Origin of the sequence: Mesorhizobium sp. RCC_202 (genome assembly GCF_041355295.1) — a bacterium.
In the GTDB taxonomy this organism is placed as follows: domain Bacteria; phylum Pseudomonadota; class Alphaproteobacteria; order Rhizobiales; family Rhizobiaceae; genus Mesorhizobium.
Window position 1 is genome coordinate 37,923 of sequence record NZ_JBFUPO010000003.1, and the last position, 18,238, is coordinate 56,160.

The following is an 18,238-nucleotide window of genomic DNA, read 5'->3' on the forward strand; positions in this document are numbered from 1 at the left end:
GATTAGGAATCAGCCGCCAGTGGCAACCGCACTTCAACCATCAGACCGCGAGCCGCGCCATCCGCAAGGGTGACGCTGCCGCCGGCGTTTTCGACCACCTCGCGCACGATGGCGAGCCCAAGCCCGCTGCCGTCCTCGGCGGCGCCTGGGAGGCGGTAGAAGCGCTCGAAGACATGCTCGCGCTCCTCGGGCGGGATGCCCGGACCGTCGTCGCAAACCGTCAGCACGGCTTGGCTATCCAAGGTCGCCAGCTTGACGGTGACGGTGCCGCCGGCTGGCGTGTAGCGCAGGGCATTGTCGACCAGATTGACGATCATTTCGCGCAGCATGGTGCCGTCGCCGATGACAGGCACCGGTCCGGTCTCGTCGAGGCCGAGGTCAATGCCGCGCTTGATCGCGGCCGGCGCCTGGGCTTCCAGCACATGCCGGGCGGCCTCGGTCAAGTCGATGCGGTCGGCGCGCGGCCGCCGGCTGCCCGGCTCGGCGCGTGACAGGGTGAGCAACTGCTCGGCCAAACGCGCCAGCTTGCCGGAACTTGCCTGCAGCGCCACCAGCGCTTCCTGGCGTTGGTCGGACGCGGTTTCTCGCAAGGCATAGCTCGCCTGCGTCGACAGCAGCGCCAGCGGGGTGCGCAATTGGTGGGCCGCGTTGGCGATGAAGCGGCGCTGCGCCGCCATTTGCGCGCGCACCCGCGCCATATAGGCGTTGAGCGCATCGATCAGCGGCCGGATCTCGTTCTGCGCGCCCGCCACTTCGACCGGGTCGAGATCGCTGCGGCTGGGCGAGCGCACCGCGTCGCGCAACCGGATCAAGGGTGCAAGGCCACGATGCAGACCCAGCAGGACGAACAAGCCCGCAATCGCCACCAGCGCCAGCTGCTGGGCGAAGGCGCCGAACCATAGACGCCGCACCATGGCGTCGTGCCCGGCAAGCGAAACGCCGACGGTAACGGTGATCGGCGAATCGTTGCCGGCGCCGACCACCGTGTGGCTGAAGGTAAGCAACCTCAGCCGGTGGTCGCGATAGCTTGCCTCCGTGCTGGAAGACTTTGGTGCCTCCGGCAGGTTAGGGTAGCCGGTCAGCAGCCGCCCTCCAGCCGTCTTGACATGGTAGTAGACGCTGTCTTGGTCGCCGGTATCGAACATCTCGATCGCCGCCGGCGGTATCGTGGCGTCGAGCACGCCGTCGGCCACAGCGACACGTTCGGCAATGGCCCGCGCCGAGCCCATCAGCATGCGGTCGGTGACAAGATCCGCTGTCGCCAGCGCGTTGCGGTGGCTGGTCCATAGATTGATGGTCGCGAGCCCGACGAGCGGTAACACCACCCAAGCCAGAAGCTGCAGACGGAGACTGTTAATCCTCATGGCGCCACATCGTCATGGCGTCAGGTCGTCGTGCCGCAAGAGATAGCCGAGACCGCGCAAGGTGGCGATCTGGACGCGCGACCCTTCGAGCTTTTTGCGCAGGCGATGCACATAGATCTCGATGGCGCTGGGGTCGGCGTCGGTGTCGAAGTCGTAGATCGCCGCCGAGAGCTGCGCCTTGCTCACCGTGCGTCCGGCCTTGACCAGCAGCTGTTCCAGCACCGCGTGCTCGCGCGGCGTCAGCGACAGCGGCTCCGGCCCGAGCGTAAACAGCCGTGTGTTGGTGTCGAAGACGAGATCGCCGCAGGCGATGACCGGGGCGGTGCGGTCGTTGGCGCGGCGCAGCTGCACGCGGATGCGCGCCTCCAGCTCCTCGATCTGGAACGGCTTGGCCAGATAGTCGTCGGCGCCTTCATTGAGACCCTTGACGCGGCCATCGAGGCTGGCATTGGCAGTGAGCACGATCACCGGCACCGGATTGCCGCGGGCGCGCAGCCGCTTCAGCACCTCCATGCCGCTCATGCCGGGCAGGGCAAGGTCGAGGATGATGAGGGCATGCTCGCCGGCGGCAAGTGCATGCTCGACATCCTCGCCGTCATGGACGACGTCGACGACATAGCTCGCCTGACGCAGCGTCTTGCTCAGCCAGTCGGCCAGTTCGCGATTGTCCTCGACAAGCAGCAGCCGCATGCGTCGTTGTTCTCCGCAATGGCGCCGGCCTTCGCCGGAGGCGGCGTCCGGATTGGCTCTCGGAATCAACCGATAGTATCGATCCGCCCGCAAGGCAAACGCCGGCACGGGGAGCGGGCGGGGCGGCTGTTCAGCCACCTATTCGGCCGGACAAGAGATAAAATCGAACCGTTCGGTTCAATTAATGTTGACGGTCCGTGTAGCTGAGGTGAACGTTGCTAGGCCCAATCAGGGCCTCGCATTGCACGGCCATTATTCTAACCAGTTGATATCAAACAAAAATAATATGACCGCTGCGTCAATCACGTGATTTCAAGATCGAACCGAACGGTTCGGTTCGCACATTTTCGTGATTGGAAATGGCAATAGGGCGGACCCATTTCGGGGTAGTCCGAGCGACGCGAATTTCCAACAAGGCACGCCACTAGACGGACACGACTTTGAAAATCTGGAGTATTTAAAATGACCAAGATCGCTCTTACCGCCGCTGCCCTTCTGGTTGCCACAGGCGCTGCTTTCGCCGGCTCCGACCACTACGGCTCCGACAATGCTAACCAGCCGGCTGTCACCCAGTCTTCGAGCAACGTTGACCGCACCGTGACGGGCTCGATCCGCACCTTCGAACAGCGCGACCTCAAGATCACGCCGGACTCGAACCAGCCGCAATCCGGCCAGGGCAACTGGGGCAACCGCTAAGCGGCCCCAGCCTTGACCAAGAACTGACCCATCAATTCCAAATCTGGAGTAACTAAAATGAACAAGATCGCTCTTACCGCCGCCGCCCTTCTGGTTGCCACAAGCGCCGCTTTCGCCGGCTCCGACCACTACGGCGCCGACAATGCCAACCAGGCCGCTGTGACCGCTCCTGCCGGCAACGTGGACAACACCATCACCGGCTCGATCCGCACCTTCGAAACGCGTGACCTCCACATCACGCCCTCCTCGAACCAGCCGCAGTCCGGCCAGGGCAACTGGGGCAACCACTAAGCCCATCGCTGCCTCAACCAAATCTGATCCAACAACCTCAAATCTGGAGTACCTAAAATGACCAAGATCGCTCTTACCGCCGCCGCCCTTCTCGTCGCCACCGGTGCTGCTTTTGCCGGCTCCGACCACTACGGCTCGGCCAACCAGCCGGCCGCTTCGGTCGACACCTCGTTCACGGCTTCGATCAAGTCGGACGCGAATGCTCAGAAGCCGGTCGTCACGGGCGCCAACCACGACCTGTTCGGCAACCACTAACAGCCAACAACCTCAAATCTGGAGTAATTAAAATGAACAAGATCGCTCTTACCGCCGCTGCCCTTCTCGTTGCCACCGGTGCTGCTTTCGCCGGCTCCGACCACTATGGCTCGGCCAATGCCAACCAGCCGACCGCTTCGGTCGACACGTCGTTCACGGCTTCGATCAAGTCGGACGCGAATGCTCAGAAGCCGGTCGTCACGGGCGCCAACCACGACCTGTTCGGCAACCACTAAACGGTCCTGTTCTCGACGGACCTCAAAGCGGCGGGCTTGGCCCGCCGCTTTGCTTTTGTGGAGCCGGCTACCGGCAATATGAAATCCACTTCACAAGTATTTGTATCACAAGCATTTGTAATCGTTTGTCTTTTTTCGAGCCAAGTCCGGACCGACGCTGCTCTGGCCGCTGAAAAGCGAATGTGCCGGGAATAAATCCTGGACGCCGCAGGTCTTATCGGCAGCGGGGCCATCCTCCCAAGGCCACCGTGGATCAAGCAACAGGAACAAGGACATTTGAACATGACCAGGATCGCTCTCACCACCGCCGCAATGCTTCTCGCCATGGGCTCGGCCTTCGCCGGCAGCGACCACTATGGCGACAACAATGCCAACCAGGCGACCGTCGGCGTCGACAGCGCTTACACGGGCTCGCTCGGCAAGCGTGAAACTGCCAAGCAGGCCAATGTCGATACCACGATGACGACCGGTGCCCCCGGCTCCAAGGCCTGGCCGGACCCGGGCCAGGGCATCTGGGGCAATTGATCGCTCCGCAAATGCCAAAAAGCGGCGGGCTTGCTCCGCCGCTTTTCGTTTGCGAGGCGATCAAGCGCTGATCTCCCCACCATGGGGCAGGGCAGGGGCGAGATCGGCGGCCTCGACCTCTACTCCAGGTCCTTCGGCCGCACGCAATGCGTCAGCCTGGCGCCGCCGAAATCGAGATCAGCCCAGTCGCCCTTTACCGTGAAGCAGGCAAGCGCTGCCGTCGGGAATTTCGCTTCGATCTTCTTGAACACGCCCTCGTCCGATCCCGCGCCGGCCAGCCGCAACGCAAATTGTTGCAAGCCCGGATTGTGACCGATCACAAGCAGGCTGTTCGCCTTCGCCCGCCGAAGGCGCGCCAGGATGGCGCCGGCCGCTGCCTCATAGAGCTCCTCGGCGAACTCCACTGGCACATACGTCGGCAACTCCGCCGCGACCAGACGCCAAGTGTCGCGAGTGCGCAACGCCGGCGAAACCAGCGCCAGATCCGGCAACCAGTCGCGCCGGGCGAGCTCGCGCCCGATCAGCGGCGCCGTCTTCAGCCCGCGCGGCCCGAGCGGCCGGTCGAAATCGGCAAGGTCAGGATCGTCCCAGCTCGACTTGGCGTGGCGCAGGAGAAGCAGCTGGGTCACGGGCATTGTTCAGGACCAGCCAGGCTGGCCAGGCGAGCACGAGCCTTTTGTTTGATCGCCTCTATGTCGAAGGCTTCGAACTGACCGCCGTCGAGCCCTTCCAGCCATGCTCCGCGCAGTCGGTCCGTCTCGGTCTGGTGCTTTAGCGGATCTGAGCTAAGTGCCATTCCGTCATCCTCGGTTCAAGCCTCTACGGCGTGATCCGCGCCAGATGTTCGAGGTCTCTCTCCTCGCGCAGCGGGTCGGGCGCCATCACCACCGAGGTGGCGTTTTCGGCATCGTCGGCGAAATGGGCAAGCACGGTATGGCCCTTTTCCATGCGCGCCTTGCCTTCCGCGACCAGCCCAAGCGCCAGCGGGTAGAGCCGGTGCTCGACCTTCAGCACGCGCGCGGCCAGCGTGTCTTCATTGTCGCCGACCATCACCGGCACGGCAGCCTGCGCGATCAGTGGTCCGTCATCCATCTCGGGCGTGACGAAATGCACCGAGCAGCCATGGATGCGCACGCCGGCGCGCAAGGCCCGCGCATGCGTGTCCAGGCCCTTGAAGGCCGGCAGCAGGGCTGGGTGGATGTTGACCATGCGGCCCTGCCATTTCTCGACCAGGCCGCGGCCCAGAATACGCATATAGCCGGCGAGCGCCACGATCTCGGCGCCGAAGCCGGTGAGCGCGGTATCGACCGCCGCGTCATGCGCGTCCTTGCTTGGATAGTCGGCGCGCTGGATCACCTTGGTGGCGACGCCGCGCGATTGCGCGATGCCGAGGCCGGCGGCATTGGCTCGATCGGAAATGACGCCGACGATTTCGGCCGGATAGGCTGGGTCGCCGGCCGCCGCGATCAGCGCCGTCATGTTGGAGCCGCGCCCCGAGATCAGAACAACCGTGCGTTTCCTGCTCATAGGCCGATCGAGCCCCTGTAGATGACGCCGGCGTCGCGGCGCGGCACGATGCGGCCGATCGGCGTCACCGTCTCGCCGGCCTCCTGCAGCACGGCCGCCACTTGCGCCGCCTGGCCGGAAGCGACCGCCAGGATCATGCCGATGCCGCAGTTGAAGGTGCGCATCATCTCTTCCGGCGCGACGCCGCCGGTTTTCGCCAGCCAGGAAAACACCGGCGGCACATCGATTGCCGCCAGGTCGAGCTCGGCCGAAAAATCCTTGGGCAGCACGCGCGGAATGTTTTCCGGGAAACCGCCGCCGGTGATGTGGGCGAGCGCCTTGATGCCATGCGTGTTGCGGATCGCCTTCAGGATCGACTTCACATAGATGCGCGTCGGCTCGAGCAGCGCCTCGGCGAGGCTCAGCTCGTCGTTGAACGGCGCCGGATCGCTCCAGGCAAGGCCGCTCGTGGTAACGATGCGGCGCACCAGCGAAAAGCCATTGGAGTGAAGGCCGGAGGAGGCGAGGCCAAGCAGCACATCGCCCTCGACAATGTCGTCGGTCGGCAGCAACTGGCCGCGCTCGGCGGCACCCACGGCAAAGCCGGCAAGGTCGTAGTCCTTGTCGTGATACATGCCCGGCATTTCCGCCGTCTCGCCGCCTATCAGCGCGCAGCCGGCCTGCCGGCAGCCTTGCGCGATGCCGCCGACGATCGCCGCACCCTGGTCGGGGTCGAGCTTGCCGGTGGCGAAATAGTCGAGGAAGAACAGTGGTTCGGCACCCTGCACGACGAGGTCGTTGACGCACATGGCGACGAGGTCGATGCCGATCGTGTCGTGTTTTCCGGCGTCGATGGCGATCTTGAGCTTGGTGCCGACGCCGTCATTGGCGGCGACCAGCACCGGATCGGTGAAACCGGCCGCCTTCAAATCGAACAATCCGCCGAAGCCGCCGATCTCGCCGTCGGCGCCCGGACGGCGCGTGGCGCGCACCAGCGGCTTGATCTTCTCGACCATCAGATTGCCGGCATCGATGTCGACACCCGCATCGGCATAAGTGAGCCCGTTCTTGCGCTTGGCCTGATCGCCCGTGCTCATTGTCGGCTCGTCCCTGTTGTCCTTGCCGGCTCTTCGCATGAATGGTTTCGCCGGGCAAGGATGACGGTCGCTTGCATCGACAAAAGCGTGGATACTTGGCGGTTCAAAGCGCTCCAGGCCCATCGCGGGTGCGGCTGATCGAGCCGCAAATGGACAAGAACGGGCACACGCCAGGGCGAGCGGCGGCAGTCTCCCTTGCGCGTCCTTCGCATCTCCATCATCTATCGTCCAACAATAAGCCACGACGGGACATAGGTGACCATCCCCAACCTGATCACGATCATGCGGCTGCTGCTGGTGCCCGCCGTGGTGCTGGCGATGCTGAACATGCGCTGGGACTGGGCCTTCGCCGGCTTCGTGGTCGCCGGCATCTCCGACGGCGTCGACGGCTTCATCGCCCGCCGCTGGAACCAGTTTTCCCGGCTCGGCGCCTATCTCGATCCGATCGCCGACAAGCTTCTGCTGGTGTCGGTGTTTGTCGTCATGGGCTTTGCCGGCGAACTGCCGCTATGGCTGGTGGTGACCATGGTCTCGCGCGATGGGCTGATCGTCTGCGCGGTGCTCTTGTCGAGCGTCATGAGCCATCCGGTCGAGATGAAGCCGCTTTTTGTGTCGAAGGCCAACACTGCCGCGCAGATCGTGCTGGCAGCGCTTGTGCTCGGCGAACTGGCCTTCTCCATCCACCTCGGTCCGCTGCGCTCGGCGCTCATATTGCTGACCGGGGTCTTGACCGTGGCTTCGGCCGCGGCCTATCTCGTGGCCTGGCTAAGGCATATGAGTGGTTATGGCGAAGGCTCCCAGCCGAGCGACCCCAAGACGGGCAGCACCAACACCGGCAGCACCAAGACGGGCACCTGACAACAGCGCCTCGGCGGCAGCGGCGGCTGAAGACGGAACCGGTGCGCTCCGCCGCCAGATCTTCTTCTGGTTGGGCTCGGCCGTTTTGCTGGCCCTCTTCCTCTACCTTTTTTCGAACATCCTCCTGCCTTTCGTGGCCGGCATGGTGCTTGCCTATTTCCTCGACCCGGTCGCCGACCGGCTGCAGCGTCTAGGCTTGTCGCGGCTGATGGCGACGGTGGTTATCCTGATCACCTTCATCATTGTCGTGGTGCTGGCTTTCGTTATCCTGGTGCCGGTATTGACGACACAGATGGCCGATTTCGGCCGCAAGCTGCCGGACTATCTGACGCGCCTGCAGTCGCTGATCACCAGCATCGATCCGAAATGGCTGGAGCAGCGTTTCGGCGTCAACGCCGGCAGCCTGCGTGACGGGTTGAATTCGCTGCTCTCCTCCGGCTTCAGCATTGTGACCACCGTCTTCACCTCGCTCTGGAGCTCGGGCGTGGCGCTGGTGTCGCTGGTCAGTCTGTTCGTCGTCACCCCGGTCGTCGCCTTCTACATGCTGCTCGACTGGGATCGCATGGTGGCCGAGGTCGACAGCTGGGTGCCGCGCGACCATGTCGAGACGGTGCGCTCGCTCGCCCGCGACATCAACACCGCCACCGCCGGTTTCGTGCGCGGCCAGGGCACGCTCTGCCTGGTGCTTGGCGCCATGTATGCCACCGGGCTCACGTTCACCGGCTTGAATTTCGCCATCCTTATCGGCTTCTTCGCCGGGCTGATCTCCTTCATTCCCTATGTCGGTTCGCTGACCGGGCTGGTGCTCGCCGTCGGCGTCGCCTTCGTCCAGTTCTGGCCGGACTGGACAATGGTGGCGGCGGTTGCCTGCGTGTTCGTCGTCGGCCAGTTCATCGAAGGCAACATCCTGCAACCGAGGCTGGTCGGCAAAAGCGTCGGCCTGCATCCGGTCTGGCTGATGTTTGCGCTGTTTGCCTTCGGCGCGCTGTTCGGCTTCGTCGGTCTCTTGATCGCTGTGCCGGCTTCGGCGGCGATTGCCGTTCTGGTGCGCTTCGCCATTTCCCGCTATCTGCAATCGCCGCTCTACAAGGGCCATGCCGCCGAGCCGGCGCCGCCATTGCCAGCCGATCGCGGCGGCGGCCATCGCTCGACGCGGGGCTGAAATGGCTGCTCAGCCCGTCAATCCGCCGCGCCAATTGCCGCTCGATCTCGGCCACGGCACCGGCTATTCGCGCGATGAGCTGGTCGTCTCCGGGACCAATGCGCAGGCAGCGTCCCTGATCGAGCGCTGGCCGGACTGGCCTTCGCCGGTGGTGGTGCTGGCAGGTCCGCCCGGCTCGGGCAAGACGCATCTCGCCCGGATATGGCAGGAGCGGGCGCATGCCGTCGTCATCGACCCCGCCCGCATTGGCGATCACATCGCCGGGCTGGGCAGCCGGCCGGCGCTTATCGACGACGTCGACAATGGGTTGATCGACGAGCAGGGCCTGTTCCACCTGATCAACACAGTGCGCGGCGCCGGCTCGACACTGCTGTTGACGGCGCGGCGTTTTCCTTCGGCCTGGCGCGTTGCGCTGCCCGATCTGATCTCGCGTCTGAAGGCGGCGGCGACGGTCGAAATCCACGAGCCGGACGACCTTTTGCTCGCAGGCGTCATCACAAAGCTCTTCGCCGACCGCCAGGTCGAGGTCGAGCCGCATGTCGTGCAATATCTGGTGCGCCGCATCGAGCGCTCGCTGGCGACAGCCATGCGCGTCGTCGAGCGTCTCGACCGCGCTGGCCTGGAACGCAAAACGCCGATCACCCGCGCTTTGGCCGCCGAGACGGTCGGCGCCATGGACGAAGGGCAGGGCGAATTCGATATTTAGGGCCGCCCTAAGCCCATAGCCCGGCCAGATGCCGGACCAGCAGATAAACCCCCGTATGCACCGCCACGTAGCAGGCGGCGACCACGGCAAAGAACATCAGCCCGGCGGACCACGACCGGGGCGCGCGGCCATCCTGCTTCTTGCTCGGCCGGTTGTTCCAGATCCACAGGGCAGCGCACAAAATTGCCCAGACGACGATGAACGGAACCGTGTAGCCGCTATAAGCGAAATAGGCAGGGCCGATCAGCGGCAGCAATGGCTCAAGAACAAGCATCCGGATTCCTCGTTGCCCAAACTCTAGAGCAATTCCAGGAAAAGTGCGTAGCGGTTTTCCGTCCGGAATTGCGCAAAAACAAATACTTGGAGCGGTTCAGCGATTCCTTGAAATGCTGGACTGCTCCAGACTGGCGATGGAACTTTAAGCGAGGGATTATTTGAGCCGGGCGCGCGCCCTGATCTGTCCCATTTCGGGACCCCGTCGATGGCATCCCTTTTGCAACGCAAAATTGCCGGCTGACCCCGGTCCCGATTGCGTTCCAGATCGGGTTGTAGGCTCGCCGGGCTCGAGATTGGGGTTCTCGCCCGGCGGGTTTACCGTTTCCAGCCCGATCCCGGGCATGGCGGCCAGCACTTTGCGATGAAGGGGTGATGGTCGGAGTGGCAGGATTCGAACCTGCGACCCCCTGATCCCAAATCAGGTGCGCTACCAGGCTGCGCTACACTCCGAGGTCACCGCGGCGTATAGGGGGCGCACGGCCGGAAGGCAACACAAAATCGGCAGCGTCCTCGATCCGGCCATCGGCGGGCGGATGCCACAGTGTTGAACGGCGCGGGGCCTCGGTTTCGTTGACAAGCAAAAACGTCTGATGTTGACTTTCCCCTGGGTCAATTGGGGGTTTGAAACATGGCACGCTTTGCACGCGTCATTGCTTTTGCTTTTCCGTTGGTTCTTGCCGGTCTGCCGGCGCTGGCCGAAGATTCCGCCAAGCTGAATGTGAATGAAAAGCCGGAGGTGTTGACGAAGGTCACCCTGGAAGACATCCGCGATGCGCTTCAGAACGCCGGCTATCGCGCCCAGATCAAGAACGACAGCAGCGGCGATTACGTCTCCAGCGCTTCGGGCGGCAGGAATTTCTTTGCCAGCCTCGGCGGCTGCGACGACCAGAAGATCTGCAAATCCATCCTGATGGAAACCGGCGGCTGGACGCTGAAAACGCCGCCGACGGTGGAAGCGCTCAACCAGTTCCATTTCGACAACGGTGCCTGGATCACCGCGATGACCTATAAGGACGGCAAGTACTACGGCGACTACCGCGCCGACCTGACGGGTGGCGTGACAAAGGCGTGGCTGCAAGGGGTGGTCGAGGACTTCGCCTCTTCCGCCGACACCTTCGCGACCTTCATGCAGAAACAGCAGTAGCCGGTCTAAAAATTGCGCTCGGCGCGCGCCAGGGAAGCGGTCGACAGGCCGATCTTGGCGACGTTGCATAGACTAGCGCTTCCGCCTCGCGACTTTCTTGGCGATCACCGCGCCCTGGATCCGTGCATTGGCAAAGCAGCCGCGGATGCTCGGCCGCATGCCGGTGAACCACAGGCCAGGCAGCTTCGGATCACCGGCCGCGCCGTTGAACAGCGGCACGCCCTTGCCATCGAGCACGCCAAGCCTGCCCAGCATCGTCTCCAGTCCGGTGCGATAACCGGTCGCAGCAATCACGACATCGGGCGCGATCGCCTGGCCATTGTCGAGGATGACGCTGTCGTGCCTGAATTCGCTTATTTGCGGCACGACGATGATGCGTCCCGTCTTGATGGCGTCCACCGCGCCGTCATCGGCGGCGATCGCGGTGTAGTCGGAGCCGAGCCGGCTGGCGCCGCCGGACGGGGCAGAGGGCAGGCCATACTTCGTGAGGTCGCCGAACACCAGCCGCTGCGTGGCCGCCATGGCCGCATCCGCCAGTTTGGTGGGCAGGCTCGCCATGATCGGGGAGAAGCGATGCACCGCGATCTGGCCGATGCGCTTTGGCAGCAACGAAGGACCGTTACGGGCCGACAGCCACATCTGGCCGGTCTCGACACGGGAAAGATGGTTGAGCGCGTCGAAGCCGGAATTGCCGGCGCCGATCACCAGCACCTTTTTGCCGACATAGTCGCTCGCCCGGCCGAAATCGGCCGAATGGAGGATCGATCCTGAAAAATCCTGCATGCCTTTCCAGGCCGGGATGAAGGGATGCTGGTCGCGTCCTGTGGCGATCACCACATGGCGCGCCGCTTTCAGCCCGATGTTTGTCCGCAACAGCCAGTGGTCGCCGCGAAATTCGATCTCCTCGACGCTGACCCCGAAGCTGATCGGCAGCCGGTGCGTCTTGGCGAAGTCGTTGAGATGGCCGATGACGGTGCTGCGGTGCGGAAAAGCTGGCGTGCCGGCCGGATAGGATACGCCCGGCAGCGCAGAAAGGTCGCGATGCGTGTTGAGGTGCAGATTGTCGTGCCGGCGGTGCCAGGGCTCGGCCAGCCGCCCTTCGCGTTCCAGCACCTGCGTCTTCATGCCGACGTCGACCAGCGCATGGGCAACGGCAAGCCCGGCGGCGCCCGCGCCGATGACGATCGCGCCGTCGAGGATCGCCGGCTCGTCGCTCCAGCCCGGCGCGATTTCCGCTTCCATGCCCATTCTGGTCTTAATCTTCGTCATGGCCTCACCTGACACGGCCATGTATCCGACATATGCCGCTCGCGCGGCAAAGGGAATAGGCGCCCGTTGCAAACAAGCCCGGCATTGTGTCGCGGAGTTGGCAAGCGCCGGCTAATGAACCGGCCCGGTTAATGAACTGGGCTGCCTAGTGAACCGGGTCGGCGTGCCGATGCACCAGCCTGAAGGCGCCGTCCTCCAGCCGGAACACCTCCGTCACCCGCAGGGTCATGTCGGTCGCGTCGCCGTTCTTGCCCATCCTCGCCTTGGCGTGCTGAAGGCCGCTCCAGAAAGCCAGGTCGCCGCTTGCCGATGACTGCAGCACCTCGAGGTCGGTGCTGCCGCCTTTGTGAAAGCTCGCCGCATCGCGCTCATAGCGGCCGGCAACCGCTTCGGCGCCCTTGAGATGATCGCCGCGCGGCGAAAAGAAGGTTGCCGGTTCCGAATGGGTGACGATGGCCTTGAGCGAGGTGGCGTCGCCATTGACATAGTCCGCCGCGATCTTCTCGCGTTCCTTCATGAAGGCATCGAAGGCCGAGGTGCCGGGACGAACAGTGTTGATCCAGTTTTCCAGCGCGCCCATGAACTTTTCCAGGAAATCGGCTGTTTCGCTGCTTTTCACCGCGCCCTTGTCGTCGAGCAGCTCACCGACACTGCCGATATAGGCTTCCGGCTGCTGCATCACCGGCATGTCGAGGAACACGAAGGTCTGGCGCAAGGCATGGTTGGCGCCGAATGCGCCGAGCTTGTGGGGCGTGACGCTGACGACGCCGGCGGGCAGGCCCTTGAACACGCTTTTGCCCGAAGGGCGCGAGCCGACATCGAGCGCGTTCTTCAGGCAGCCGGGGATCGAACGGTTGTATTCGGGCGTGACGAACAGGACGGCATCGCATTCGCGGATCGCGGCACGGAAGGCCGACCATGCCGCCGGCGGCTTATCGCCGTCGAGGTCTTCGTTGTAGAGCGGCAATTCGCCGATCTCGATGAAGCGGCAGCGCAGCGAATCCGGGGCGCGCGCGGCAAGCGCCTTGGCGATCTTGCGGCTGAAGGACTGGGCGCGCAGGCTGCCGACAAGGACGGCGACCTGGAGAACGGCTTGTTCGGTTGCTTTGGTCATGGGGGAATGTCCGGTTTTGATGTGGCTTAGGGGAAGCGGCCGCAATTGGCCCGCATTGTCTGGCGGAAGCGGCCGACTGACGTTCGGATAATGCCGGGCAGAGCGCGAGGTTCCGCAACACCCCGCTACGCGCCTAGGCCGCCTGCGGCCTTGCCGCCGGCGCGGTTGCACAGTATTGACGGATTGGCGCGCGAGTTCAGGCCGGAAACCGGCAGGCTCAAGCGCTTCGGAAAGGGTGCCCGGATTCGGGCGACAACGAGGTGGTCATGTCCGCGCGCATTTTCAGCCCAGCCAAAACCGCGATGCAGTCCGGCAAGGCCAAGACCGGACATTGGGTGCTGGAGTTCGATCCGGCCCAGCGCAAGGAGATCGATCCGTTGATGGGCTACACCACCTCGGGCGACATGCTGAGCCAGGTGAAGCTCACCTTCGAGACGAAGGAAGAGGCGATGGCCTACGCCGACAAGGAAAAGATCGCCTATCGCGTCGAGGAACCGAAAGAGACCAAGCGCCGGCAGATTTCCTATTCCGACAATTTCCGCTATGACCGCAGGACGCCTTGGACGCACTGACCACCCGAGTCTTTGCGTCGCCTGGCGTCAAGCGCACCAGCCGGCCCGGCCGGCCGACGGTCCCGTAGCTCAGCTGGATAGAGCACCGGCCTTCTAAGCCGATGGTCACAGGTTCGAATCCTGTCGGGATCGCCATTTCTCCTGGGGGTCCGTTCCGGACACACAGGTTACGGTTTATACCGAGCACTGCTTATCGGCTATTCGGTTGAAGCTTTGCCCCGAAGCGGGTTGATGAAATCGAGATCCGAAAAATCTCTTTCATTGTCGGTTACGACCACGCAATCATTGGCAGCGGCGACTGCCGCGATAATCATGTCGAGGGCGTTGCGTGGACGTCCGGCCAGCTTCCCTTCGGCCATCAGCGTTGCCCAGATCAGGCCGGCCTGTTCGTCGAAAGACAGCACACGCCCGGCAAACAGCGACTGGGGACCTTCAAGGCCTGCGAACCAGAGCTCAAGGGCGTCGCGCTTGCGGCCGACCGGCTTTTCCAGGATGCCGCGGCGGATTTCGGCGACCGTCAGCGCAGCGATGAAGAGATCGTCGTCCTTCTGGGCTCCAAGCCACGCGATCAGGCTTGCGGATGGTTCAGGCTTGATGACATTGCTGATGATGTTGGTGTCGAGCAGATAGCGCGTCACAGGTCGACCTTGCGTCCCTCGTCACGCGAGCGGCCAAGATCGAGCTCGGCATCGACAAGGGGCGAACGCCGGAGCGCGGCAAGGATGCCTCCCGTCTTCGGCGGTTCGCCGGTCATACTGCGTTCGACCGTCGCTCGGATTCGCGCCGCATCCGGGCTGTCTTCGGCGAGGCGGCGCGCCAGCGAGCGGATGAATTCGCGATCGGCGTCGAGCCCCAGCACTTCAAAGCGTGCAAGCCCGCGTTCGCTGAGACGCGAGCGGTAATTCTGAATGGCACGCTTCTGCGATATGTTCATCTCTATCTCCGGATATTCCCTGTAATATAGCAGGGAAGAAGCGGTTTCTCAAGAGATCCTCAGACCTAAACCTCCGCCAGCAACTCGTTCACAAACTCCACGAACGCCCGCACCTTGGCTGTACGATACTGTCGCGAGGGGTAGATTGCGTAAAGCGGGAAGCGTTCGTCCGACCAGTCCGGGAACAAATCGACCAGCCGTCCGTCGCGAACTTGCTCGCGCGTGGCGAATTCCAGCACCTGGGCGATGCCGGCGCCGGCGAGGCAGGCGCTGAGCATGGTCGGCGCGTCCGAGGTCATCAGCCGCGTCTCGATGCTGACCGGCAACACCTCCGCACCACGCCGGAATTCCCATTCGTAGGCGCGGCCATGCGCGGCATCCCAGAAGTCGATGGCATCGTGCACGGGCATGTCCTGAGGCTGCTTCGGGCGCCCGCGGCGCTCGACATAGGCGGGTGCGGCGACGGTCAGGATGCGCGTCTCGAACAATTTGCGGGCAGTGAGGGAACCGACCGGCGGATCGCCGAAGCGCAGCGCCAGGTCGAAACCGTCCGCCACCAGGTCGCCGACCGCGTCGCGCATGATCAACTCAAGCCGCAGTTCGGGGTAGAGCGCCAGGAAGCGCCCGGCATGTTCCGCCAGCACCAGCTGCGAGAAGAACGGGTCGACATTGACGCGCAGCCGGCCGCGCACCACCGCCGTCGCCCCGGTCGCTTCGATCGCCGCTTCCTCGATGCCGTCGAGGTGCGGGCCGACACGCTCGTGGAAGCGTCGGCCTTCGTCGGTCAGGCGCATGGTGCGGGTGGTACGGTCGAGCAGCCGCACGCCAATGCGGGTTTCCAGCCGCTGGATGGCGCGGCCGACGCCTGACGCCGTCATGCCGAGAGCATCCGCCGCGCGCGCCATCGAGCCGGCTTCCACCACGGCCATCAGCACCGTCACGCCAGACAGCAATCTTGCGTCATAAGGCATTGAGCATTCCAAACCTCAAGTCCGGATTATGATGACATATCGGCGCTGGGATCAGCAAGCGAACGGTGAGAAAAGACCGCCAACGATTGCTGGGGCGGTGTTCCGACTGGCGATCCAGTTTCCAAGCCGAAAGGTCACGACCATGTTCGCAATCACTGCTATCACCGGCCGCGTCGGCGGCGCCCTTGCCGAGACTTTGCTCGACGCAGGTCACAAGGTCCGCGCCGTCATGCGCGACGAAGCCAAGGGCGCGCCATGGCTCGCCCGGGGATGCGAGGTCGCGATTGCAGACCTCAGCGATGCCGGGCCGCTTGCCGCCGCACTTTCGGGCGTCGAAGGCGCGTTCATCCTGTTGCCGCCGGTCTATGATGCCGAAGCCGGCTTTCCCGATGTGCTGCCCAAGATCGCCGTCATCCGCGAGGCGCTTGGTCGCGCGCTGCCGCCCAAGGTCGTCGTGTTGTCTACCATCGGCGCCGACGCCGAGCGGCCCAATCTGCTCAACGCCTTGCGTCTGCTGGAGCAGGCGCTTGCCGATCTGCCGACGGCGGTGACCTTCCTGCGTGCCGCATGGTTCATGGAAAATGCCGCCTGGGATGTCGCTTCGGCGCACGACGAAGGCGTCGTCGACAGCTATTTGCAGCCGCTCGATCGCGCCATCGCGATGATCGCCGCCGCCGATGTCGGCACGACGGCGGCCGAACTGCTGCTGGAGAATTTTGGCGGCCACCGCGTGGTCGAACTGGAAGCCGGTGAGCGTGTCTCGCCGAACCAGATCGCGGCCGCCTTCGCCGCCGCGCTCGGACGCAAGGTCGAGGCCCGCATCGTTGCCCGCGACCGCTGGGAGAAGATCTTCCGCGACCAGGGCATGCGCCATCCAGAGATGCGCATGCGCATGATCGATGGCTTCAACGAAGGCTGGATCGATTTTCGCGATCCGAACGCTGAAAGGCGCAAGGGCCGCATCGGCATTGATGAAGCGATTGCCAAGCTCGTTGACGCGAAGGCCGGACAATGAGCTGGCTTGTATGGGCGCCGTAGCCGGGCAGGGCTTTTGCCGGCCGGCATTCTGTGGCAGGCATCGCGCCGAATAGGTGCGATAAGACGGCAAATGACGAAGTCCTGTTTCTTTCTGGCGGCGGACGCCAAGTATTTTCCCTACGCCTGCCTGGCGGCGCGCCGGGTGCTGGACGTTTCGCCGCCGATAGATGGTTTTATCCTGCAGATGGATGTCGGCGCAGCCGACCTTGCCGCCGCGCGGCGGCTGCTTGGTGACAGTGTCCGCATCGTCGATCTGTCGCAGACGATGCGCAGCGTGGCCTTTACCCCGGGCCATCTCAGCCTTGCCGTCTATATGCGGCTCTTCATCGACGAGATGGCGGAATTCTCTCCTTACGAGCGGGTTGTCTATCTGGACAGCGATGTTCTCTTCAACCGGTCGATCCTCGATCTGATCGAGACGCCGCTCAACGCGCCGCTGCTCGCGGCGCACGATGTCCAGTCCTATTTCGAGCCCGGATTTCGCAAACGGCTTTCGATGCAGCCAGGGGCGCCCTATTTCAACTCCGGCGTGCTTCTGCTCGACCTGCCGCGCGTCAGGAAAGAGGGCTTGCTGGGCGCTGCCCGCCATTTCGCCTCGCTTCATGTCGACGGACTGGATCAGGGCGCGTTGAACCTTGCCTTCCAGGGCAGATGGCAGACGCTGCATCCGGCCTGGAACGTCATGACCAACTACAGCTGGCAACTGCCTTTCGGCGAGGCCTTTGCCCGGCATTTCAGCTGGGGCAAGCCCTGGGACAAGGTGCCGATCGGCGTCGAGCTCGCCGCGCTCGACATCTATCGCGATCTGGCGAGCGATACGCCGTGGAGCGGTCCGTTCCAAAGACGCGTGCCGTTCGAGCGTGGGGTGATGAAGCGCTTTGTCCGTCGCTTCGACAAGATAGGCAGCCTGCTGAACAGCCGGGAGAGGCTTCGCCGCCGCGCCCGCTATGACGGCCGGAAGGTCTACGAGATCTTTGCTGGCCAAGCGCAAGAGGGCGCGATGGCGGCTGAGTTCCCCGAGGTGCTCGGCGGGTTCGCCTAAGCAATTTCCAGGAAAAAGTGCGGCCGTCGCCTGGCTTCTGCCTGTAAACAACAAGCCCGCCGCGGCAATGGGGAACCGCGACGGGCCTGCTGGCGTCCCTGGCGGGACACTGGGAATCCTGGTGTTTAGGCGAGAAGCCCGGCGACCTTGGCCGCCTTGCGCAGCGTCTTGCGGGCTTCCACGGGGCTGCGCAGGCCATCGAGCGCATCACGGCACACACGGCTTGCCGAGCGCCAGGCGCCGTCGCGCGCCTGTCCCGGCCACCGCTCATCCAGGCATTCCATCGCTTCGAAGCAGCTGGAAACCTTGCGTTGGCCGTCTGGCCGGAAATCGATCACGACTGGTTCGGAAAACCAGACATCGTTCATCACTTCCTCCATTCTTATGATCGTTTTTTGAGCAAGCAATCGGCGCCGGCTGACGCCCGATGCGGATCCGCGAGACGATCGGCGGACCCTCGCACCAACCAACCATCGCGCATTCGGTTCCGAA

Annotated in this window: 25 protein-coding genes, 2 tRNA genes and 1 pseudogene; 14 read left to right on the forward strand and 14 right to left on the reverse strand. The window is 63.9% G+C overall.

The features are described 5' to 3' along the window. Nucleotides 1–2 precede the first annotated feature (2 nt). Both AB6802_RS07330 and AB6802_RS07335 read right to left on the reverse strand, forming a co-directional pair. Nucleotides 3–1,364 carry a sensor histidine kinase gene (locus AB6802_RS07330; protein ID WP_371009381.1) on the reverse strand — a complete coding sequence of 454 codons (1,362 nt, stop codon included), beginning with the start codon at nt 1,362–1,364 and terminating at the stop codon, nt 3–5. 12 nt (nt 1,365–1,376) lie between these two features. Further along, on the reverse strand, nt 1,377–2,054 hold the full coding sequence (locus tag AB6802_RS07335; protein WP_371009382.1) for a response regulator: 678 nt from the start codon (nt 2,052–2,054) through the stop codon (nt 1,377–1,379). 462 nt (nt 2,055–2,516) lie between these two features. On the opposite strand from AB6802_RS07335, the gene AB6802_RS07340 reads away from it, so the two are divergent. From AB6802_RS07340 to AB6802_RS07360, 5 genes are all read left to right on the forward strand, one after another. Beyond that, complete coding sequence (locus tag AB6802_RS07340; RefSeq protein ID WP_371009383.1) at nt 2,517–2,750, forward strand: DUF680 domain-containing protein; 234 nt, start codon at nt 2,517–2,519, stop codon at nt 2,748–2,750. A 57-nt stretch (nt 2,751–2,807) separates the two neighbouring features. Then, nucleotides 2,808–3,041 carry a DUF680 domain-containing protein gene (locus AB6802_RS07345; protein ID WP_371009384.1) on the forward strand — a complete coding sequence of 78 codons (234 nt, stop codon included), beginning with the start codon at nt 2,808–2,810 and terminating at the stop codon, nt 3,039–3,041. Nucleotides 3,042–3,098: 57 nt separating this feature from the next. Continuing rightward, nucleotides 3,099–3,296 (forward strand): DUF680 domain-containing protein, encoded by a 198-nt coding sequence (locus AB6802_RS07350; protein WP_371009385.1) that lies wholly within the window; start codon nt 3,099–3,101, stop codon nt 3,294–3,296. Nucleotides 3,297–3,328: 32 nt separating this feature from the next. Continuing rightward, nucleotides 3,329–3,532 carry a DUF680 domain-containing protein gene (locus AB6802_RS07355; RefSeq protein WP_371009386.1) on the forward strand — a complete coding sequence of 68 codons (204 nt, stop codon included), beginning with the start codon at nt 3,329–3,331 and terminating at the stop codon, nt 3,530–3,532. 282 nt (nt 3,533–3,814) lie between these two features. After that, complete coding sequence (locus AB6802_RS07360) at nt 3,815–4,057, forward strand: DUF680 domain-containing protein (RefSeq protein ID WP_371009387.1); 243 nt, start codon at nt 3,815–3,817, stop codon at nt 4,055–4,057. A gap of 119 nt (nt 4,058–4,176) precedes the next feature. Here the strand turns inward: AB6802_RS07360 and AB6802_RS07365 are convergent, their stop codons facing one another. After that, entirely contained in the window at nt 4,177–4,692 is a 516-nt protein-coding gene (locus tag AB6802_RS07365; RefSeq protein WP_371009388.1) for a histidine phosphatase family protein, read from the reverse strand. Between AB6802_RS07365 and AB6802_RS07370 the strand changes: the two genes are divergently transcribed. Then, nucleotides 4,692–4,832: a hypothetical protein gene (locus AB6802_RS07370; protein ID WP_371009389.1), complete on the forward strand. Its 141-nt coding sequence runs from the start codon at nt 4,692–4,694 to the stop codon at nt 4,830–4,832. The genes AB6802_RS07365 and AB6802_RS07370 overlap by 1 nt on opposite strands. Before the next feature lie 44 nt (nt 4,833–4,876). On the opposite strand, the gene purN is transcribed toward AB6802_RS07370, so the two are convergent. Together purN and purM are read right to left on the reverse strand one after the other, a co-directional pair. After that, nucleotides 4,877–5,584, reverse strand: coding sequence for a phosphoribosylglycinamide formyltransferase (gene purN / locus AB6802_RS07375; RefSeq protein WP_371009390.1), 708 nt, complete (start codon nt 5,582–5,584; stop codon nt 4,877–4,879). Continuing rightward, nucleotides 5,581–6,660, reverse strand: a complete 1,080-nt coding sequence (gene purM, locus AB6802_RS07380) for a phosphoribosylformylglycinamidine cyclo-ligase (protein WP_371009391.1) — start codon at nt 6,658–6,660, stop codon at nt 5,581–5,583. Before purM ends, purN begins: the two co-directional genes overlap by 4 nt. A gap of 255 nt (nt 6,661–6,915) precedes the next feature. On the opposite strand from purM, the gene AB6802_RS07385 reads away from it, so the two are divergent. The 3 genes from AB6802_RS07385 to hdaA are packed head-to-tail and all read left to right on the forward strand — an operon-like array spanning nt 6,916 to nt 9,386. Then, nucleotides 6,916–7,518: a CDP-alcohol phosphatidyltransferase family protein gene (locus AB6802_RS07385; RefSeq protein ID WP_371009392.1), complete on the forward strand. Its 603-nt coding sequence runs from the start codon at nt 6,916–6,918 to the stop codon at nt 7,516–7,518. After that, nucleotides 7,439–8,680: an AI-2E family transporter gene (locus AB6802_RS07390; protein ID WP_371009393.1), complete on the forward strand. Its 1,242-nt coding sequence runs from the start codon at nt 7,439–7,441 to the stop codon at nt 8,678–8,680. Before AB6802_RS07385 ends, AB6802_RS07390 begins: the two co-directional genes overlap by 80 nt. Before the next feature lies 1 nt (nt 8,681). Continuing rightward, nucleotides 8,682–9,386 (forward strand): DnaA regulatory inactivator HdaA, encoded by a 705-nt coding sequence (hdaA, locus tag AB6802_RS07395; protein ID WP_371009394.1) that lies wholly within the window; start codon nt 8,682–8,684, stop codon nt 9,384–9,386. 7 nt (nt 9,387–9,393) lie between these two features. On the opposite strand, the gene AB6802_RS07400 is transcribed toward hdaA, so the two are convergent. Then, nucleotides 9,394–9,660: a hypothetical protein gene (locus tag AB6802_RS07400; RefSeq protein ID WP_371009395.1), complete on the reverse strand. Its 267-nt coding sequence runs from the start codon at nt 9,658–9,660 to the stop codon at nt 9,394–9,396. 375 nt (nt 9,661–10,035) lie between these two features. After that, nucleotides 10,036–10,112, reverse strand: a tRNA-Pro gene (locus tag AB6802_RS07405). A 178-nt stretch (nt 10,113–10,290) separates the two neighbouring features. Between AB6802_RS07405 and AB6802_RS07410 the strand changes: the two genes are divergently transcribed. After that, a complete protein-coding gene (locus AB6802_RS07410) occupies nt 10,291–10,806 on the forward strand; it encodes a YbjN domain-containing protein (protein ID WP_371009396.1) in 516 nt (171 codons plus the stop codon). Nucleotides 10,807–10,878: 72 nt separating this feature from the next. Here the strand turns inward: AB6802_RS07410 and AB6802_RS07415 are convergent, their stop codons facing one another. From AB6802_RS07415 to AB6802_RS07425, 3 genes and pseudogenes are all read right to left on the reverse strand, one after another. After that, a complete protein-coding gene (locus tag AB6802_RS07415; protein ID WP_371009397.1) occupies nt 10,879–12,075 on the reverse strand; it encodes a flavin-containing monooxygenase in 1,197 nt (398 codons plus the stop codon). 145 nt (nt 12,076–12,220) lie between these two features. Further along, complete coding sequence (locus AB6802_RS07420) at nt 12,221–12,592, reverse strand: nuclear transport factor 2 family protein (RefSeq protein WP_371009955.1); 372 nt, start codon at nt 12,590–12,592, stop codon at nt 12,221–12,223. 27 nt (nt 12,593–12,619) lie between these two features. Continuing rightward, nucleotides 12,620–13,189, reverse strand: a pseudogene (locus tag AB6802_RS07425) (NADPH-dependent FMN reductase); the annotation flags it as partial. Nucleotides 13,190–13,455: 266 nt separating this feature from the next. On the opposite strand from AB6802_RS07425, the gene AB6802_RS07430 reads away from it, so the two are divergent. Both AB6802_RS07430 and AB6802_RS07435 read left to right on the forward strand, forming a co-directional pair. After that, the gene (locus AB6802_RS07430) at nt 13,456–13,761 is read left to right on the forward strand and encodes an ETC complex I subunit (protein WP_371009398.1); all 306 of its coding nucleotides are present in this window, start codon (nt 13,456–13,458) and stop codon (nt 13,759–13,761) included. 58 nt (nt 13,762–13,819) lie between these two features. Continuing rightward, nucleotides 13,820–13,896, forward strand: a tRNA-Arg gene (locus AB6802_RS07435). A 62-nt stretch (nt 13,897–13,958) separates the two neighbouring features. Here the strand turns inward: AB6802_RS07435 and AB6802_RS07440 are convergent. From AB6802_RS07440 to AB6802_RS07450, 3 genes are all read right to left on the reverse strand, one after another. Next, complete coding sequence (locus AB6802_RS07440; RefSeq protein WP_371009399.1) at nt 13,959–14,399, reverse strand: PIN domain-containing protein; 441 nt, start codon at nt 14,397–14,399, stop codon at nt 13,959–13,961. Next, nucleotides 14,396–14,695: a hypothetical protein gene (locus AB6802_RS07445; protein WP_371009400.1), complete on the reverse strand. Its 300-nt coding sequence runs from the start codon at nt 14,693–14,695 to the stop codon at nt 14,396–14,398. Before AB6802_RS07445 ends, AB6802_RS07440 begins: the two co-directional genes overlap by 4 nt. A 65-nt stretch (nt 14,696–14,760) precedes the next feature. Beyond that, nucleotides 14,761–15,666, reverse strand: a complete 906-nt coding sequence (locus AB6802_RS07450; protein ID WP_371009401.1) for a LysR family transcriptional regulator — start codon at nt 15,664–15,666, stop codon at nt 14,761–14,763. Nucleotides 15,667–15,808: 142 nt separating this feature from the next. Between AB6802_RS07450 and AB6802_RS07455 the strand changes: the two genes are divergently transcribed. Both AB6802_RS07455 and AB6802_RS07460 read left to right on the forward strand, forming a co-directional pair. After that, nucleotides 15,809–16,681 (forward strand): NmrA family NAD(P)-binding protein, encoded by an 873-nt coding sequence (locus AB6802_RS07455; protein ID WP_371009402.1) that lies wholly within the window; start codon nt 15,809–15,811, stop codon nt 16,679–16,681. Nucleotides 16,682–16,774: 93 nt separating this feature from the next. After that, nucleotides 16,775–17,746 carry a glycosyltransferase family 8 protein gene (locus tag AB6802_RS07460; protein ID WP_371009403.1) on the forward strand — a complete coding sequence of 324 codons (972 nt, stop codon included), beginning with the start codon at nt 16,775–16,777 and terminating at the stop codon, nt 17,744–17,746. A gap of 125 nt (nt 17,747–17,871) precedes the next feature. On the opposite strand, the gene AB6802_RS07465 is transcribed toward AB6802_RS07460, so the two are convergent. Next, on the reverse strand, nt 17,872–18,114 hold the full coding sequence (locus tag AB6802_RS07465; protein WP_371009404.1) for a DUF982 domain-containing protein: 243 nt from the start codon (nt 18,112–18,114) through the stop codon (nt 17,872–17,874). Between the last annotated feature and the right edge of the window lie 124 nt (nt 18,115–18,238).

Coding starts and splice junctions, on each gene's coding strand:
- AB6802_RS07330 (WP_371009381.1), bottom strand. CDS start 1,364: ATGAGGATTAACAGTCTCCGTCTGCAGCTTCTGGCTTGGGTGGTGTTA.
- AB6802_RS07335 (WP_371009382.1), bottom strand. CDS start 2,054: ATGCGGCTGCTGCTTGTCGAGGACAATCGCGAACTGGCCGACTGGCTG.
- AB6802_RS07340 (WP_371009383.1), top strand. CDS start 2,517: ATGACCAAGATCGCTCTTACCGCCGCTGCCCTTCTGGTTGCCACAGGC.
- AB6802_RS07345 (WP_371009384.1), top strand. CDS start 2,808: ATGAACAAGATCGCTCTTACCGCCGCCGCCCTTCTGGTTGCCACAAGC.
- AB6802_RS07350 (WP_371009385.1), top strand. CDS start 3,099: ATGACCAAGATCGCTCTTACCGCCGCCGCCCTTCTCGTCGCCACCGGT.
- AB6802_RS07355 (WP_371009386.1), top strand. CDS start 3,329: ATGAACAAGATCGCTCTTACCGCCGCTGCCCTTCTCGTTGCCACCGGT.
- AB6802_RS07360 (WP_371009387.1), top strand. CDS start 3,815: ATGACCAGGATCGCTCTCACCACCGCCGCAATGCTTCTCGCCATGGGC.
- AB6802_RS07365 (WP_371009388.1), bottom strand. CDS start 4,692: ATGCCCGTGACCCAGCTGCTTCTCCTGCGCCACGCCAAGTCGAGCTGG.
- purN (WP_371009390.1), bottom strand. CDS start 5,584: ATGAGCAGGAAACGCACGGTTGTTCTGATCTCGGGGCGCGGCTCCAAC.
- purM (WP_371009391.1), bottom strand. CDS start 6,660: ATGAGCACGGGCGATCAGGCCAAGCGCAAGAACGGGCTCACTTATGCC.
- hdaA (WP_371009394.1), top strand. CDS start 8,682: ATGGCTGCTCAGCCCGTCAATCCGCCGCGCCAATTGCCGCTCGATCTC.
- AB6802_RS07400 (WP_371009395.1), bottom strand. CDS start 9,660: ATGCTTGTTCTTGAGCCATTGCTGCCGCTGATCGGCCCTGCCTATTTC.
- AB6802_RS07410 (WP_371009396.1), top strand. CDS start 10,291: ATGGCACGCTTTGCACGCGTCATTGCTTTTGCTTTTCCGTTGGTTCTT.
- AB6802_RS07415 (WP_371009397.1), bottom strand. CDS start 12,075: ATGACGAAGATTAAGACCAGAATGGGCATGGAAGCGGAAATCGCGCCG.
- AB6802_RS07420 (WP_371009955.1), bottom strand. CDS start 12,592: ATGAAGGAACGCGAGAAGATCGCGGCGGACTATGTCAATGGCGACGCC.
- AB6802_RS07430 (WP_371009398.1), top strand. CDS start 13,456: ATGTCCGCGCGCATTTTCAGCCCAGCCAAAACCGCGATGCAGTCCGGC.
- AB6802_RS07445 (WP_371009400.1), bottom strand. CDS start 14,695: ATGAACATATCGCAGAAGCGTGCCATTCAGAATTACCGCTCGCGTCTC.
- AB6802_RS07450 (WP_371009401.1), bottom strand. CDS start 15,666: ATGCCTTATGACGCAAGATTGCTGTCTGGCGTGACGGTGCTGATGGCC.
- AB6802_RS07455 (WP_371009402.1), top strand. CDS start 15,809: ATGTTCGCAATCACTGCTATCACCGGCCGCGTCGGCGGCGCCCTTGCC.
- AB6802_RS07460 (WP_371009403.1), top strand. CDS start 16,775: ATGACGAAGTCCTGTTTCTTTCTGGCGGCGGACGCCAAGTATTTTCCC.
- AB6802_RS07465 (WP_371009404.1), bottom strand. CDS start 18,114: ATGAACGATGTCTGGTTTTCCGAACCAGTCGTGATCGATTTCCGGCCA.